Raw genomic sequence first — 17115 nt, 5'->3', positions numbered from 1 at the left:
AGTATCGATCCTGGGCTGACGTTGAGCGCCGGTGACCTTGCCCCCAAGTTTTATCCAATTTTGAGTTCGCTCCAGCGGTTTTGGGTTGCTGCATTTGCGGCGGTAGCGGCGGGTTGCGGTGCGGAGCCATTTCGGCTGCGCAGCACCGCATCACGTCGCGGGTTGATGGTCTGAGCGAACTCGGCAGGTGTCAGCCAGCCGAGGCCAGAGTGTGGTCGGTTATCGTTGTAATCGCTTCGCCAGTTTAAAAGCGCTGATCGGGCATGGGTCAGTGACGAGAAGAGAGTCTCATTCAAGAACTCGTCTCGCAGCCGCCCATTGAAGCTTTCGATGAAGGCGTTTTGGATCGGTTTGCCCGGCGCGATATAGTGCCAATCCACCTTGGTCCGGTCCGTCCATTGCAGGATCGCGTTGCTGGTGAACTCGCTGCCATTGTCGCTGACGATCATCTTCGGCTTGCCGCGCTCCTTGATAATCCGGTCAAGCTCACGGGCAACCCGCACGCCGGAAAGCGATGTATCGGCGACGAGTGCCAGGCATTCCCTGGTGCAATCGTCGACGACCGTCAGAACCCGAAACCTGCGTCCATCGGTGAGCTGATCCGACACGAAGTCCAGCGACCAACGATCATTGGCTGCCATCGGGATCAGCATCGGCGCTCGCGTGCCTATCGCTCGCTTGCGGCCGCCGCGTTTGCGCACCGTCAGCTTCTCCTCCCGATAGAGCCGGAAGAGCCTCTTGTGGTTCACAAGGTGCCCCTCGCGCCTGAGCAGCACATGAATGCGTCGATATCCGAAGCGGCGGCGTTCATGAGCCAGAGCCTTCATCCGCTCGCGAAGGTCATGATCGTCGCTGCGCCTGGTTTCATAACGGATCGTCATCCGGCAAACGCCGATGGCTTTACACGCCCGCCGTTCACTCATCTGATGGTGGCTCATCAGATGAGTGACAGCGTTCCGCTGGGCTGCGGGCGTCACCACTTCTTTCCCAAAAGGTCTTTCAAAGCAGCATTGTCGAGCATGGCATCCGCCAGGAGCCGCTTCAGCTTCGTGTTCTCGTCCTCCAGAGTCTTCAGCCGCTTGGCCTCGGACACGTCCATGCCGCCGAACTTGGCTTTCCACTTATAGATACTGGCATCGCTGACGCCGTGCTTGCGGCAAAGCTCCGACACCGGCGTGCCCGCCTCGTGCTCCTTCAGAATGCCGATAATCTGTTCGTCCGTGAAACGGTTGCGCTTCATTCCCTGGTCCTCTCAATGGGCCAGAGCTTACTTCAAAATGGATTATTTCAACGGGGCAAGGTCACCGGAGATGCCGCTTACGTGATGTACACTTCCGGCTCGACCGGCCTTGTCAAGGGAGTGGTTGTTCCTCATCGTGCTGTCAACCGGCTCGTGATCAATAATGGATATTTGACAATCGATGGCGGCGATCGTGTGGCCTGGGCGGGTAATCCCGCCTTCGACGCCAGCACATTTGAAGTGTGGGCGCCACTGCTTAACGGTGGCTGCATTGTTGTAATGAGTGCCACGACCGTCCTAGATGCAGCAAGCTTTTCCAAGACGCTAGAGCATCACGCAGTGACGTCCCTATTTCTGACAACAGCCTTATTCAACCAATATACGTCATCGATTGCCCCAACGTTAGCACAACTTAAATACCTCCTGTGTGGAGGGGAGCGGAGTGATCCCTCCGCCTTCTTAAGGTTGCTGAGAGAAGAAGGCCCTGTACGTCTCATTCATTGCTATGGTCCGACCGAGACAACGACCTTTGCGGCTGCCTACACTGTGGGTGCAATGCAGGAGAAGGCTCCCAGTATTCCGATCGGCCGTCCGATCGCGAACACGCGGATATACCTGCTGGACGCTCATGGTCAGCCGGTTCCGTTCGGGGCGGTGGGCGAGCTTTATATCGGCGGGGCGGGGGTGGCGCGCGGTTACCTCAACCGCCCCGAGCTGACGGCGGAGCGGTTCCTCGCCGATCCGTTCTGCGACGAGGCAGGCGCCCGGATGTACCGGAGCGGCGACCTGGCGCGCTATCTGCCGGACGGCAATCTAGAGTTTCTGCGCCGCAACGACGAGCAGGTGAAGATCCGCGGCTTCCGCATCGAGCCGGGCGAAATCGCGGCGCGACTCATCGAGCATGAATGGGTGCGCGAGGCGGTGGTGGTGGCGCACGAGGATCGTGCCGGCGACAAGCGTCTTGTCGCCTATGTGGTCTGTGGACCCGAGGCCGGGTCGGACGACGAACATGACGGAAGCGGGCTTGCCGGCGCCTTGCGCGCGCATCTGGGTGCGCGGCTGCCGGACTATATGGTGCCGTCGGCCTTCGTGCGGTTGGAAGCACTGCCGTTGACGCCGAACGGCAAGCTCGACCGCAAGGCGCTGCCGGCGCCGGAGGACGACGCCTATGCGCGCCGAGCCTACGAGGCGCCGCAGGGCGAGGTCGAGACGGCGCTGGCAGAGATCTGGCAAGAGCTGCTCGGCCTCGAGCGCATCGGCCGCAACGACAACTTCTTCGAACTCGGCGGCCATTCATTGCTGGCGGTGCAACTGATGGAGCGGCTGCGACGGCTGTCGCTGGGGGTGGAGGTGCGCACCCTGTTCGCCAGGCCGGTGCTTTGCGATCTCGCCGCCAGCCTGGGCAGCCATCACGAGGTGGCGGTGCCTGCCAACCTGATCACCGATGAGAGCACGGCGATCACGCCAGCGATGCTGCCGCTGATCGATCTGACCCAACCGGAGATCGACCGGATCGTGTCGACGGTTCCCGGCGGCGTCGGCAACATCCAGGATATCTATGGCCTGTCGCCGCTGCAGGACGGCATCCTGTTCCATCATCTGCTGTCGACCCGGGGCGATCCCTATCTGCTGGTCAGTCAGATGGCCTTCGCCGATCGGGGTGTGCTCGACCGCTACCTTGCTGCGGTTCAAGCGGTGGTCGACCGCCACGACATCCTGCGCACGGCCTTTGTCTGGAAGGGACTGTCGAGCCCGGCGCAGGTGGTCTGGCGCAAGGCGCGGCTGGAGATTGCCGAAGTCGAGCTCGACGAAGATGGCGGTCCCGGTCATGAGCAGCTGAGGCGCCGGTTCGATCCGCGCCACTACCGTCTCGACCTTGGCCAGGCGCCGCTGATGCGGTTCGTGATTGCGCGCGAGCCCGGCAGCGGGCGCTGGCTGCTGTTGGAGCTGCAGCACCATTTGATCGGCGATCACACGACGCTGGAGGTCATGCATGCCGAGGTGCGGGCCGTTCTGGAGGGGCGGGGGCACGCGCTTGCAGCACCGCAGCCGTTCCGCAATCTGGTGGCGCACGCCCGTCTCGGCGTTTCGTCCGAAGAGCATGAAGCGTTCTTCCGGGAGATGCTGGCCGGTATCGACGAGCCGACTCTGCCGTTCGGCTTAAGCGAGGTCTACGGCGAAGGCGGCGCGAGGCGCATCGGATGCTGCCGCAGGCGCTCAACGATCGGCTGCGGCAAGAGGCGCGGCGGCTCGGGGTGAGCCTGGCGAGCCTTTGCCATCTGGCCTGGGGTCAGGTGGTGGCGCTGAGCAGCGGCCGAGAGCAGGTGGTGTTCGGCACGGTGCTGTTCGGCCGCATGCATGCCGGTGCCGGCGCCGACCGGACCATGGGCCTGTTCATCAACACCCTGCCTGTACGGCTCGACCTGGATGGAACCGGGGTCGCGGCGAGCGTGCAGGCCACGCATGCGCGGCTTAGCGAGCTGCTGACGCATGAGCATGCCTCGCTGGCCTTGGCGCAACGCTGCAGCGGCGTTGCAGCACCCGCGCCGCTGTTCAGCGCCCTGTTGAACTACCGTCACAATACGCCGGCGGCCGGCTCGGCAACCGATGATGATCTGCCCGGCATGGAATGGCTGGGCAGCGAGGAACGCACCAACTATCCGCTGGCGCTGTCGGTAGAGGATTTTGGCCAGGCGCTCGGGCTGACGGCGCAGGTGGCCGAGCCCGTCTCTGCGGATCGGGTGTGCGGCTACATGCAGCGGGCGCTCGAAGACCTGGCGGAAGCATTGGAGCATGCTCCCAACACGCCGGTGCGGCAGCTCGACATCCTGCCGCCCGACGAGCGCAGCTATCTGCTGGAGGAGCTGAACCGGACGGACGCGGCCTATCCTTCGGAGCTGTGCGTGCACGAGCTGTTCGAGGCGCAGGTGCGCCGGGCGCCGGACGCGGTGGCGCTGGTCTTCGAAGGGCAGTCGATCTCCTATGGTGAGCTGAATGCTCAGGCCAACCGGCTGGCCCATCATCTGATCGGGCTTGGGGTCGAGCCGGATCAGCCGGTGGCGATCTGCCTCGAGCGCAGCCCGGCAATGGTGGTGGGGGTCTTGGCGATGCTGAAGGCCGGTGGCGCCTATGTGCCGCTCGACCCGGCCTATCCGAGCGCGCGGCTCAACCAGGTGCTCGACGATGCCGCCCCCAAGCTGCTGCTTTGCGATGCCGCCGGCCGCCAAGCACTCGGCGCCGAGGCGCTCGCCAATGTGACGGTGGTCGACCTTTCGGATGGCAAGCTTTCCTGGGCCGACCAGTCCGCTGACGATCCCGACCCGCGCGCGCTTGGCCTGGCCGCGCGCCATCTCGCCTACATCATCTACACCTCGGGCTCCACCGGGACGCCCAAGGGCGTCATGGTCGAGCATCGCGGACTGGTCAATTATCTGGACTGGGCCTGCGAGGCTTACGCTCCACGCTCTTCGTCCGTGGTGTTCTCGACCTTGGCTTTCGACGCCGTAATCACCAGCCTGTTTGGGCCTTTGCTGTGTGGTGGTTACGCACAGCTTGTAACCGAGGGCGACAAAGTCGCGGAGGTAAAGGCAAAGATCAGCGCCGGCTGTGGGCTCCTAGAAATTACGCCGAGCCATCTGGACGCGCTCGGGCAACAGATACTGGCGGAGATGATTGGCACCCAGGTCGGCACCTTTGTCATCGGTGGTGAGGCGCTGTCGCGTTCGACAGTGGAGCTGTGGCGCAGGATTCAGCCCACGGCCACGATGGTGAACGAGTACGGTCCCACCGAGACGGTCGTCGGTTCTCTTCATTATGAGGTTCCTGCCGAGCTGGAGGGATACGCGTCGATCCCGATCGGCCGTCCGATCGCGAACACGCGGATCTATCTTCTGGACGCTCATGGTCAGCCGGTTCCGTTTGGGGCGGTGGGCGAGCTTTATATCGGCGGGGTGAGGGTGGCGCGCGGCTACCTCAACCGGCCCGAGCTGACGGCGGAGCGGTTCATCGCCAGCGCCTTTGTGGAAGGCGACCGTCTCTACCGGACCGGGGATCTCGCCCGCTACCTGCCGGATGGCAATCTGGAGTTCCTGGGCCGCAATGACGAGCAGGTGAAGATCCGCGGCTTCCGCATCGAGCCGGGCGAGATCGCGGCGCGCCTTGTCGAGCACGATGCGGTGCGTGATGCGGTGGTGGTGGCGCGTGAGGACCGGGCGGGCCAGATGCGGCTGGTCGCCTATGTGGTGTGCGCGCCGCAAGCGGCAGATGAGGGCGAAGCGGGAGCCGGGGGCGAAGATCCGGGCGCGCTTGCCGGCGCCTTGCGCGCGCATCTCGGTGCCCTGCTGCCGGACTACATGGTGCCGTCGGCCTTCGTGCAGCTGGATGTGCTGCCGCTGACACCGAACGGCAAGCTCGACCGTAAGGCGCTGCCCTTGCCGGCTGACGATGCCTATGCGCGGCGACCCTATGAGGCGCCGCAGGGCGAGGTCGAGACGCTGCTGGCCGGGATCTGGCAAGAGCTGCTCGGCATCGAGCGGATCGGCCGTAACGACAACTTCTTCGAGCTCGGCGGCCATTCGCTCCTGGCGGTGCAGTTGCTCGGCCGAGCCGCAAAGCTTGGGCTGAAGAGCGCCAGCGATCTCTTCCGGACACCCATTCTGAAGGGCCTTGCATCGAAGCTCAATTTGGAAGTACAAGCGAGCAATTCGGGCGTGATTCCCATTCGTGTGACAGGATCTCAACCGCCGCTCTTTTTTGTTCCGTCAGGGTTGGGAGACTGTTCCTACGCCCTTAAATTGGCCAGCGAAATGGACATTGAATGTCCCGTCTATGCTGTGCCGTGGCCGGATTTCAATGAACTTTGTCCCCCGACTCTTGAAGAGATGGCTTCGCAGGATAAAAGAAATCCAGCCATCTGGGCCATATCGCCTCGCTGGGTACTCATCAGGCGGAATCTTAGCCTACGCAATTGCGCAGCACCTATTGCGACTAGGCGAGGCTGTATCATTCGTGGCGTTCATTGATGTCGCCCTGTCTGAAGCCCGCTCGAGCGTATCAGCCACACAGATCATGAACGAACTGGTTCTGGAAGGTCTCGAAATGCTGGATCACGAGCGCTTTGCAGAGCTTGAACGCTTCGCTGAACAAAGCTCGATTTCCCAGCTGCTTGAAAAGGCGCAGCAAATCGGAGCGATCCCGTCAAATCGTGATCTGCGAGATGACATGGTGATGTATGAAAAAATCGCTTGGTTTCACGGGGCGCTGCAGGGGTACGAACCTCCATCCCTGCCGGTTGCAATACATCAGTTCTATGCCACTGAAATTTGCCCTCCCTGTGGGGCCCGAGCCAAGAGCTCAATAGATCCACAGCCCACTCCGCCTGCGCGGGGGTGGGACCGGGTTTTGAGTGCGGCGGCCATTCATACCGTGCCGGTTCCTGGCGATCACGAGACGATGATGAATATACCAGGAAACCGCCGTGTTTTGGCTCGAGCCATTTCCGTGGCCCTTTGCCAAATCAATGAACGGAGGGCACCTCCAGACTGAGAAAATGAAATCGTGCAGAGTTTCCGATCGCCATGACGTTGATCAGCGCCGGATGGGGTCGCGGCGCCACGAACACGTCCATCCTCTCTAAGCCTCTTCCCGCGAAATGCTTCTCGCTTCCGCATTGCGCGGAAGGGCACCGTAACGTTAACGGAGCATCGATCAAAATGTGGGATCTGGCGGCATGATCAGATTTTCCCATGATCCTCTTTATCGTCGCCACCGATTTCCGGCGCAGGTGATTGCCCATGCCGTTTGGCTCTATTTCCGGTTTCCGCTCAGCCTGCGGATGGTCGAGGATATGCTGGCAGCTCGTCGCGTCATCGTCTCTCATCAGACCGTGCGACTTTGGGCTGAGAAATTCGGCAGACACTTTGCCAATAATATCCGGAAGCGATCGGCCGGCAAGAGTTCCCCCGGACGGGGCCACTGGTGGGTGAGCGCTACAAGCATAGCTTAAATGGCCATCTGGACTCTGCATCTCTCGGTTGGATCGACGGTCCCGATGCGGCCGGTGCTTTCGGCCGCAAACCGAAATTACCACTTCGTCCAGAAGTGTCGGGTTTGCGTGTTTCGTTAAGTCCCGGACACCGAGTTCAGTAAGTCGCGGACAGCGATTCCGCTAAGTCCCGGACAGGCACCGGGCGGATTTGATGGTCGGTCCTCGGCTGCGCCGTTCTGGCAATCTGGCCTCTCACGAGACGTTGAGAGGGGCCATGCCAAGACGGAAGCAAGCGAGACGAACGAGCGTGAGGGACATCCGGACGATCCTGCGCCTGACCTATGAACAGGGTCTGTCGGTGCGCGAGGTGGCCGAGGGGCTGAAGATCGGCAAGACCTCGGTTTCGACCTATTTGCTGCGGGCGCGGGAGGCGGGGCTGTCGAGCTGGCCGTTGGCGCCGGCCTACGATGACGATGCGGCGCTGGAACGGCGTCTGTTTCACCGAATGGGCCGCCCGCCGCAGGCCTGAGGGAACCGGACTGGGCGCTGGTTGCCCGGGAGCTGAAGCGCGAAGGGGTGACGCTGACACTTCTGTGGCAGGAATATCGCGCCGCCCATCCCGACGGCTACGGCTTCACGTGGTTCTGCGACCGGTTCGCCGCCTTCCGGCGGCGGGCGAGCCCGACGTTCCGCAACCGGCATGCGGCGGGCGCGGTGATGCAGACCGACTATGCCGGGCAGACGGTGCCGGTGATCGATCCGGCGACCGGCGTCATTTTCCCGGCGCAGATCTTTGTCGCGGTGCTGGGCGCCTCCAACCTGACCTTCGCCCTTGCCAGCTTCAGTCAAAAGCTGCCCGATTGGATCGACGGCCAGGTGCGGGCGCTTGCCTTCTTCGGCGGGGTCACCAAGGCGATCGTCTGCGACAATCTGGAGGCGGGGGTCGCCAAGGCGCTGTGGTTCGAGCCGACGCTGAACGCGACCTTTGCCGCGATGGCCGAGCATTACGACACCACGATCCTGCCAACCCGCAGCCGAAAGCCGCGCGACAAGGGCAAGGTCGAGGGCGCGGTGCTGATCGTCGAGCGCTGGATTCTCGCCCGGCTTAGGAACCGGACGTTCTTCTCGCTGGCCGAGCTCAATTCGGCTGTCGCCGAACTGCTCGAGGAGTTGAACAACCGGCCAATGCGCCATGTCGGCAAAAGCCGCCGCGAGCTGTTCGAGGAGATCGAGCGGGCAGCCTTAAGGCCGCTGCCGGCAACGCCGTTCGAATACGCGGAATGGAGATCAGCGAAGGTCCATCCCGACTACCATGTCGAGGTCGACAAGACCTTTTATTCGGTGCCGCATCGGCTGATCGGCCGCACCGTCCAAGTCCGGCTCACCCATCGGGTGGTCGAGATCTTCCACGATCACCAGCGCGTCGCCAGCCATGTCCGTCGTTCGCAACGCTCCGGTCATGTCACCGTCAACGCCCACATGCCAAAGGCGCATCAGCGTTACGCCAACACGACGCCGGCCACCTTGATCGCTCGGGCCGCCAAAATCGGGCCCAACGCCGCCATCCTGGTCGAGCGCCTGATGCGCGACCGGCCGCATCCGGAACAGGGATACCGCGCCGCCATGGGCATCCTGTCGCTTTCGCCGCGCTATGGGCAGGAGCGCACGGAGGCGGCCTGCGAGCGGGCGCTCACGATCAACGCGATCACCTACGCCTCCGTCACCGCCATTCTCAAGTCCGGCCTCGACCGGGCGAGCACCACAGAGCCGGCAAAGCCGACGCCGGCGCACGGCAACATCCGCGGCAGCAGCTATACCAGTGAAGGAAAGGAAGAAAGAATGCTGACCAACCCGACACTCGACCAGATGCAGGCGCTCGGCCTGGCTGGCATGGCCGCCGCCTGGCGGCAGCTGGCCGAGCAGACCAACGCCCAAGAGCTCAGCCGCGACGAGTGGCTCGGCCTGATGCTCGACCGCGAGATCGCCATGCGCGCCGACAAGCGCGTCCGGAACCGGCTCGCCTCAGCCAAGCTGCGCTTTCCCGAGGCCTCCATCGAAGACATCGATTTTGCCGCGCCGCGCGGGCTGGACCGCCGCAACACCATGGCGCTCGCGCAGGGCGAATGGCTGAAGACGCATGAGAATTTGATCGTTACCGGTCAGACCGGCACCGGAAAGTCATGGCTGGCCTGTGCCTTCGGCCGCCAGGCGGCACGGCTCGATCATTCCGTGCTCTACGTGCGCGTTCCACGGCTTTTCGAGGACCTGGCGCTCGCCCGCCTTGATGGCCGCTATCCCCGGCTGATCGACAAGCTCACGCGCGTGCAGCTCCTCATCCTCGACGACTTCGGAACCCACTCGCTCACCGACCAGCAGCGCTTCCATCTGTTCGAAATCGTTGAGGAACGCTATCGGCGCAAGTCCACCCTGATCACCGCCCAGGTCCCGGTGGCCAGATGGCATGATCTGATCGCAGACCCGACCGTCGCCGACGCCATTCTCGACAGGATCGTTCACAACGCTCATCGCATCACCCTCCAGGGCGACAGCATACGAAAGCAAAAGGCGCCGCCGCTCTTGACCGGCGACGAAAACGGCGAAATCAATCACCCATGAAGACAACCAGGCACCCGAGGACCACCGCCGCAAAACTGTCCGGGACTTAGTGAAACGAATGTCCGCGACTTAGCGGAATCCCTGTCCGGCTTTTGCGAAATGCGCAGTCGGGTTTGTCGAGTCCGCGACACGGTGATGTTCGGCCCAGCGTGCCGCTGTCCTGTCAGTGAAGCCACTGAATAACATTGCAGAACAGTTTTCTGAGGCTCTTCGTGCGCAGTTGGCACAACTCTTGAGTCTCTCTCATTGCGCGGCAGCAGGAGCTGCCGACGAGCACTACCGACTGATCTTCTCATTTGAGCGATAGAAAAGGAGACAACAATGAAGACCGACATGTCAGCCTATGGTGTGACCGACTTAACGCCTGAAGAAGCAGCCGCAATTGCGGGTGGATGGGGCGTTTTTGGGGCAATAACTTTCGGAGTTGTTACGCTGGTAGCCTATGCAGTTGCAACTATAGTGGAAGGGGTCGTACGCGATAAGATCCACCACGGTTAGGTGCGCAAGCTAGCTATGCGTCACAGTGACTACAGATCAGCAGTTCCCCTTCCTGCTGAAGTTGTCGGCTGCACTGCAGAGAGCATCCTCTCCCGACGATCAGGACGCTCTTTGGTCATCTATAAGATCGTCGTGCTTGCAGTGGCAGCGACATTGGTGTCGCTGCCACTCATCACCGTAACGGTCTCTGTCCAAAGTGCCGGCACCATTCGCCCCATCATCGAGAAAACGCCCCTGATCGCGCCCGTCTCCGGTCGCATCTCCCGCATCGTTGCCCGTGAGAACGAGCTGGTTGCCCAGGGGCAGGAGATTCTCTCCCTTGACGATCAGGTGGTTGAGGAAAAGCTCAAGGCGCTTACAGCCGACATTCGCGCAAAGAGCGATCTTGCCCGTGACCTCGAAAGCCTGATCTCCTCCGGCACACGGGCCATGAGCCCGATCCGCTTGCTGACCGAGTCCGCCGCCGCGGAGCGGGCGCATTTTCTCAACCGGTTGCGCGAAAACCAATACGCCGCCAGTAACGCCGCGGCGGAACTTGAGCGCGCCAAGCGACTGGTCTCCGTTGCTGCAGCGCCCACAAAGACCGTTGACGAAAAGGCTTTCGCCCTCCAGAGCATTGAGGTTCAGGGGGAGATCCTTGTGCGGCGCAAATCCGCCGAATGGAATCAGCAGCTGTTCGACACGAACTTACGCCTCAAGGAACTCACGGCCACCTTGCATCAGCTTGAGAATGAACGGGATCTGACCCGCATTCGAGCCCCGGTGTCGGGCGCTGTTGAGCAATTCTCCGGCCTCACCACCGGCAGCTACGTTCAGGCCGGGCAGACCGTCGCTTCGATCTCGCCGGACGGCGAATTGGTGGCGGAAATCTACGTCTCTCCGAACGACATCGGCTTCGTGCGGCCGGGCCAGTCGGTGCGGCTCCAAGTGGCTGCCTTCAATTACAATCAATGGGGTGTCATTGACGCGACAGTGCTCAACGTGGCGCAGGACTTCACCCTCGACGACGGGAAACCGGTCTTCAAGATCCGCTGCGGGCTCTCCCGCAGCCATCTCACGGCCAAGAACGGCGCCATCGGTCAGCTGAAGAAAGGTATGACCGTGCGGGCTCGCTTCCTCGTGGCCGACCGCACTCTCCTGCAACTCCTCTACGGTGACGTCGACGATTGGCTCAATCCGCTCCTGGCGGGCCGCTAATCCTCCATTTTTCAAAACAGCCAACGAGCCGCCATGTCGAGTAAGGTCATCAAGTTCAAACAACGGGACGTCACCGATTGCGGGGCCGCCAGCCTTGCTTCTGTCGCAGCCTTCTATGGCTACAAGCTGCCACTATCGCGCATCCGCCAGTGTGCCTCGACCGACCGCTCCGGCACCACTGTGATGGGCCTCACGGAAGCGGCCCAGAAGCTGGGCTTCATCGCCAAGGGGGTGAAGGGCGGGTTCGACAGCCTCTACAAGATCCCCAAGCCCGCTATCGCGCACGTAATCGTCAACGAACTCCTGCACCACTTCCTCGTAATCCAGTCGATCGACGCCAGGTGGATCATTGTCATGGATCCAGCCTACGGCGAAATCCGCAAGCTGTCGCATGAGGAATTTAAGACGCAATGGACTGGCGTCCTGGTGCTCCTGGTTCCCGCAGACACCTTCAAGCGCAGTGACGAGACCACCTCACCCCACGCCCGCTTCGCCCGTCTGCTTGCACCACACCGGGCGGTGATGGCGCAGGCTCTCGTCGGGGCGCTGGTGACGACGATCCTCGGCCTCTCAACGGCCATTTACGTCCAGAAGATCGTCGATCATGTGATCACAGCGGGCAACCACAACCTGCTCAACCTGATGAGCGTTGCCATGCTGCTGATCCTGGTGGCGCAGATCCTGATCAATCTCCTCGGGAACCGGCTCGTCCTGCAAACGGGGCAGAAGATCGATGTTTATTTGATCCTCGGCTACTACAATCACATCCTAAGCCTGCCTCAGCAGTTCTTCGACGGCATGCGAATGGGCGAAATCATCTCCCGCATGAACGACGCGGTGAAAATCCGGAGCTTCCTGAACGACGTCTCGATCAACATGTTCGTCGACGTGCTAACGATACTGTTCTCGTTCGGGGTGATGTTCATCTACTCGTGGAAGATCGCCTCGGTCGTGGCGCTGTGTATCCCGTTATACCTCTTCGTCTACTGGAGCATCAACCGGCTGAACAGGAAACGTCAGCGCGCCATTATGGAGAATGCCGCCGATCTGGAGGCGCAACTGGTCGAATCACTTGGAGCCGTTTCCACGATCAAGACCTCCGGCATGGAGAACTTCGCCAGTTTCAGGATGGAGATCCGCTTCATAAAGATGCTGCATTCCGTCTATGGCTCCGGCCTTATCTTGATCTTCGGAGACAATGCCTCGACTTTCCTCTCGACCCTGTTCACCATCGTGCTGATGTGGTTCGGAACGACGCTTGCCCTCGATCAGACCGTCACGCCCGGTGAATTACTGTCATGCTATACGTTGCTCGGCTATGTCACCCGGCCGGTTGCCAGTCTGATCCAAAGCAACCGGATCGTTCAGGATGCTTTTATCTCGGCGGATCGCCTGTTCGAGATTTTCGACCTGGAGCCGGCAAGCAGCGGCGCCATCGATGGCAGCAAGTGCGACGCTGGCGATATCCGCCTGGAGAACGTCACGTTCCGCCATGGCGCGCAGCCGGCGCTGTTCCAGGATCTCAGCGTCACCTTCCGCCGCGGTGAGATCACGGCCGTCGTGGGGGAAAGCGGCTCGGGCAAGAGTACTCTTGCGGCGCTGCTGCAGAATGTCTATCCGCTAGAGGGTGGACGCATCCGGATCGGTCCCCGTTCCTTGCAGGACCTCTCGGCCGTATCGCTGCGCAAGGTTATTGCTGCGGTACCGCAATCGATCGACGTGTTCTCGGGCTCGGTGATCGAGAACATTGCGCTTGGCGAGTTCGAGCCGGACACCGAGAAGGTCCTGCAAATCTGCGATCAAATAGGGCTACGGGAGTTGATCGAGCGCTGGCCCGGTGGCTTCCAGGCCTATCTGGGCGAGAACGGCGTACGCCTCTCCGGCGGCGAGAAGCAGCGCCTTGGGTTGGCTCGGGCTCTGTACCGGGACCCGGAGGTCCTGATCCTTGACGAGCCGACCTCCTCTCTCGACTCGATCGCCGAGGCGTCTGTCCTGCGGGTGGTTGAGGATTTGCGTCGGGCCGGTAAGACCATCGTTGTCATCGCACATCGACTCAGCACCATTCGCTTGGCCGACAAGATCGTGGTCTTAGACAAGGGGCGGGTGGTTGCGGAGGGAAGACATGCTGATCTGATTACAGCTGATGGCGCTTACGCTCGCTTGTGGCGGGCGCAAACCGGTTGACGTGCCCCTGAACTTTAAACAAGCGGCGACTAATTAGGCCGGTATCAGGCGAAAGGAGGAACTAGGAAGGGGGAGGAAGGCGAGGTCGCACATCGGGCGGTCTTTTGACGCGCGAACGAGATCATGGGCGACACGCTGGTCGGCGTGGCGAAGTCAGCTCCTGTTGTCTCCGTCGTCTCTAATCAATGTCAATCACCAGCTGCGCAAGGGCTTGCTGGCGCCGGGCTATGACCTTGGGATCATGGAGAAATCCGTCTTCCGGCCAGGCTTCGTGCCGCGTTTTTGGTAGCCATTGCTCTGGCCGCCATCGCGAATGCCGAACATATGGTCCGTCTGGCCGGTGCGGCGCGGCCCGCCCTTGCTGCGCTGTTGCTCTCGTCCGAGCTGCATCACGGCCACCAGCGCCAGCATGTCATCAAGAGGCTTGTTCTCAACCACCTCGCAGCGGTGCACCGAGCGCAGCGTGTTGAAGGTCCTGTAGGGCAGGGACCTCCCCTCGTGGGTGATCTCGAGGCGACCATCGGGATAATCGCAGACGATAAGCTTCTGGCCGGCGAGCGCCGTGGCGAGGTCGGTCGGATCGAGGATGAACATCACCTTGTCATGAACATCACCTTGTCATAGCGCAGCGTCAGCGACTGCGACAGCTTGCGGATCTCCTTGCGGCAGGCGCCATCGAGGTTCTCATGCGCGGCAAACGGCCGGTGCATGTCCTTCGGATTGCGCGGCGCCTTGCCAAACCGACGATTGAAGTCGGCCATGAACTCCGGCGCATAGGCATTGGCCGCCGCGATCGTGTCGATGCCGCGCAGCCGTAGTTCCTTGACCAGACGATCCTGCAGCGTCTGGTTGGCGCGCTGGATGCGTCCCTTGGCCTGCGGGGTGTCGGCGCAGATGATGTCGATGTTGAGCTCATAAAGAGCCCGCCCGAACTGCGTCAGGCCACTGGTTCTGTCCTTCCTGGAAGCATGGGTGGTGCGGAAGATGCCATGCTTGTCGCTGTAGAAGGCAATCGGCTTGCCCCATTGCTGCAGGTAGGCCTTCGTCGCGTGCAGATAGTCGAAGGTGTTCTCCGAGGCTGCAAAGCGCAGATGCAACAGCTTGCCGGTGGCATCGTCGATATAGACGAGCAGGGCGCATTTGGGACCGCGGTTCTCGAACATGGAGTAATCGCGGCGCGACCGTCTCTGGTTTTTGGGCTGGTGAGGGTGGTTGCCCCCGATAGGATGGTAAAACGGGCTCTCGATTGGAACCGGGCCCAAACATCGGATGGAGGCAACCTTGAACCAATATATTGGCCTTGATGTTTCATTGAAAGATACCGCAATTTCGATCCGGGAAGATGGGAAGCGGATCTGGCGGGGGAAATGTCCTTCGGATCCCAATCTTCTTGCACAGATGATCCGCAAAAAGCTCCGCGCGCGCGGCGGGTCGTATTCGAAACGGGACCGCTGTCGACGTGGTTCTATCACGCGCTGACGAGCGAGGGGGTGCCGGCGATCTGCATTGAAGCGCGGCATGCGCAAAAGGTATTGAACGAGACGCTCAACAAAACCGATGCCAATGACGCCGATGGTTTAGCGCAACTCGCTGAAGCCGGTTTTTACAAAGCGGTTCGCGTCAAGTCTTTTGACGCTATGTTGGCCCGCACATTGGTGGCTGCCCGCGAACAGCTCCTGAATATGTCAACGCAACTTGGCAATCAAATCCGCGGCCTGATGAAGACCTTCGGTCTGATCATCCCGAAAGGGAAGGGGCAGGTCTTTGATGGGGATGTGCGGAAGCTTTTGGATGGGACCGTCGAGCTTGCGAAGATTATCTTGCCTCTTTTGGAGGCGTGGCACGATATCCGCAAGCGCGCAGCCAATCTTGGTCGCCAGCTGCTTATAGTGGCCCGTGAGAGCCAAGCCACAAAGCTATTGATGACAATCCCAGGCATCGGCGCCGTCACGGCGGTATCCTACGTTACGGCAATTGAAGATCCAGAAAACTTTCGAACGTCGCGCTCGGTTGGCGCCTGGCTTGGGCTGACAACGCGGCGATATCAGTCAGGCGAGGTCGACTATGACGGCCATATCTCGCGAAGGGGGGACAATCGTTTACGTGGGCTGCTTTATGAAGCGGCGACAGTGCTTTTGACGAGAACCAGCGCCAGGACCGAGAGCAGTCTCAAGAGCTGGGGACTTAAGCTGCGCGAGCGCCTTGGCTTCAAGCGCTCCGCGGTGGCGGTTGCCCGGAAACTCGCGGTCATCATGCACAGCATGCTCAAGACGGGAGAAGTGTTCAACGCATCGGCTGGCGCCGCCGTATAGGCGACGCTCAGCCTTCATCCCTCAGCGCGTCATCTAACTTTGTGCTGAGCGTCCCTGCTGCGGACGTGGGCAGGATCATTCCGCTTCTGGTGGCTGCAGCTCGTTGAGACTGCGCCTCGAACATTAGGAAGATCCCACCTGCGAAGACCATTGTGCGGCGACATTTGTCGACCGCGGAGACAACCCTGCTCCCAGCACTGGATGGCTCCGAAGGACGGCCGGTGAGGGCGGATCCACTCAATCAATTCAGCCGCGTTGCCTAAACCCCCAAGCCGGAAAGGTCGCTGAATGCTCAAACCAGCTTGACGAATGGACTGCGATTACAACCACCAGTGATGCGACCCATCGATCTGAATGAGTTCGCCGAAGCAATCGCGCCGGCCGCGCGGCTGGAAAACCCGCTTCTTGCGTTCGCGGCGTGACGTCCAGCCAGGTTATAGGCCTGCAACAGCCGGTGGACCTGACTGCGGCTGAGACCGAGCAACGCGGCCGCCTCAACGACAGTCAGGCTGCGGCCGCGAATCTGCTGGATCAGTTCAAGACGATGCAATTCCTTCTGCGACATGACAATCAAACAGGACATCACGACTCCGAACGCTCATGGTCTCAACCACGCTTCACGTCGCCAGTCTTCCTTCCAAACGTTGACGTTTGACCAGCATCCCGAGAGGCGACGACTGTCGCATGTCTAACTGGTTCATATGTCGCATCTCTCTTATGTTCGTATGCAAGCTCTTTGGTCATGATTTTTCCTTCCGGCTTTGACGACGAAAGCACATGCGTGAAGCTGTTGAATAAAGGAGGAGACAGGGCATTTTGACGACGGCTGGCATACTCTTATGCGCGGGCTTGGTACCGCATTTCCGTATGTTCGTCTGGGGCTGCCTCTATCTAACGTCGGGCATGGATTTTATCCGCCACATAGAGATGACGAGGGTTCCCCACCGGAACCCTGCCTCCATCTTTGTTCAACAGCAGATGTTTTGCTTCTCGACTGTTTGTCGCGCTTTGACGATAGGCTTTAGATTTTTGCTGTGGGAGCGACCTCCTGTCCAATCGCCCAAAGAAAAGCTGCCATCTCC

General features: G+C 61.0%; 8 protein-coding genes and 5 pseudogenes. 10 read left to right on the top strand and 3 right to left on the bottom strand.

The genetic code is table 11. From position 1 onward, the window contains the following. Window positions 1-50 precede the first annotated feature (50 nt). Window positions 51-1240 (bottom strand): IS3 family transposase gene (locus tag ILFOPFJJ_RS33250; RefSeq protein ID WP_173514664.1). Its coding sequence is split into 2 segments (ribosomal slippage): window positions 51-991 and window positions 991-1240, totalling 1191 coding nucleotides; the frame shifts between segments, so codons are not numbered across the junction. Here ILFOPFJJ_RS33250 and ILFOPFJJ_RS36395 point away from each other — a divergent pair. The 9 genes and pseudogenes from ILFOPFJJ_RS36395 to ILFOPFJJ_RS33220 all read left to right on the top strand — a co-directional run bounded on the left by ILFOPFJJ_RS36395 (window position 1148) and on the right by ILFOPFJJ_RS33220 (window position 13721). Further along, window positions 1148-3499: a non-ribosomal peptide synthetase gene (locus tag ILFOPFJJ_RS36395; protein WP_312032782.1), complete on the top strand. Its 2352-nt coding sequence runs from the start codon at window positions 1148-1150 to the stop codon at window positions 3497-3499. The genes ILFOPFJJ_RS33250 and ILFOPFJJ_RS36395 overlap by 93 nt on opposite strands. After that, window positions 3442-6261: a non-ribosomal peptide synthetase gene (locus ILFOPFJJ_RS36125; RefSeq protein WP_312032781.1), complete on the top strand. Its 2820-nt coding sequence runs from the start codon at window positions 3442-3444 to the stop codon at window positions 6259-6261. The genes ILFOPFJJ_RS36395 and ILFOPFJJ_RS36125 overlap by 58 nt, the downstream gene beginning before the upstream one ends. Then, entirely contained in the window at window positions 6143-6784 is a 642-nt protein-coding gene (locus ILFOPFJJ_RS35785) for a thioesterase domain-containing protein (RefSeq protein WP_312032783.1), read from the top strand. The genes ILFOPFJJ_RS36125 and ILFOPFJJ_RS35785 overlap by 119 nt, the downstream gene beginning before the upstream one ends. A gap of 184 nt (window positions 6785-6968) precedes the next feature. Further along, window positions 6969-7217 (top strand): annotated as a pseudogene (locus ILFOPFJJ_RS35780) (IS6 family transposase); the annotation flags it as partial. Window positions 7218-7500: 283 nt separating this feature from the next. Beyond that, window positions 7501-9041, top strand: a pseudogene (gene istA / locus ILFOPFJJ_RS33240) (IS21 family transposase); the annotation flags it as partial. Between the two features lie 24 nt (window positions 9042-9065). Beyond that, on the top strand, window positions 9066-9842 hold the full coding sequence (gene istB, locus ILFOPFJJ_RS33235; protein ID WP_173514684.1) for an IS21-like element helper ATPase IstB: 777 nt from the start codon (window positions 9066-9068) through the stop codon (window positions 9840-9842). A 321-nt stretch (window positions 9843-10163) separates the two neighbouring features. Continuing rightward, window positions 10164-10340 carry a hypothetical protein gene (locus tag ILFOPFJJ_RS33230; RefSeq protein ID WP_173514663.1) on the top strand — a complete coding sequence of 59 codons (177 nt, stop codon included), beginning with the start codon at window positions 10164-10166 and terminating at the stop codon, window positions 10338-10340. Window positions 10341-10451: 111 nt separating this feature from the next. Beyond that, a complete protein-coding gene (locus ILFOPFJJ_RS33225) occupies window positions 10452-11537 on the top strand; it encodes an HlyD family secretion protein (protein ID WP_173514662.1) in 1086 nt (361 codons plus the stop codon). A gap of 33 nt (window positions 11538-11570) precedes the next feature. Then, on the top strand, window positions 11571-13721 hold the full coding sequence (locus ILFOPFJJ_RS33220; RefSeq protein ID WP_173514661.1) for a peptidase domain-containing ABC transporter: 2151 nt from the start codon (window positions 11571-11573) through the stop codon (window positions 13719-13721). Between the two features lie 178 nt (window positions 13722-13899). Here ILFOPFJJ_RS33220 and ILFOPFJJ_RS33215 read toward each other — a convergent pair. Beyond that, a pseudogene (locus tag ILFOPFJJ_RS33215) lies at window positions 13900-14881 on the bottom strand (ISNCY family transposase); the annotation flags it as partial. Between the two features lie 121 nt (window positions 14882-15002). On the opposite strand from ILFOPFJJ_RS33215, the pseudogene ILFOPFJJ_RS33210 reads away from it, so the two are divergent. Then, a pseudogene (locus ILFOPFJJ_RS33210) lies at window positions 15003-16033 on the top strand (IS110 family RNA-guided transposase). A 326-nt stretch (window positions 16034-16359) separates the two neighbouring features. Here ILFOPFJJ_RS33210 and ILFOPFJJ_RS33205 read toward each other — a convergent pair. Then, a pseudogene (locus ILFOPFJJ_RS33205) lies at window positions 16360-16616 on the bottom strand (helix-turn-helix domain-containing protein); the annotation flags it as partial. Window positions 16617-17115: the final 499 nt, after the last annotated feature.

Origin of the sequence: Sinorhizobium psoraleae (assembly GCF_013283645.1) — a bacterium.
Taxonomy (GTDB): domain Bacteria; phylum Pseudomonadota; class Alphaproteobacteria; order Rhizobiales; family Rhizobiaceae; genus Sinorhizobium; species Sinorhizobium psoraleae.
Note: the sequence above shows the minus strand (reverse complement) of the source record. Positions and strands in the feature narration are given on the sequence as shown.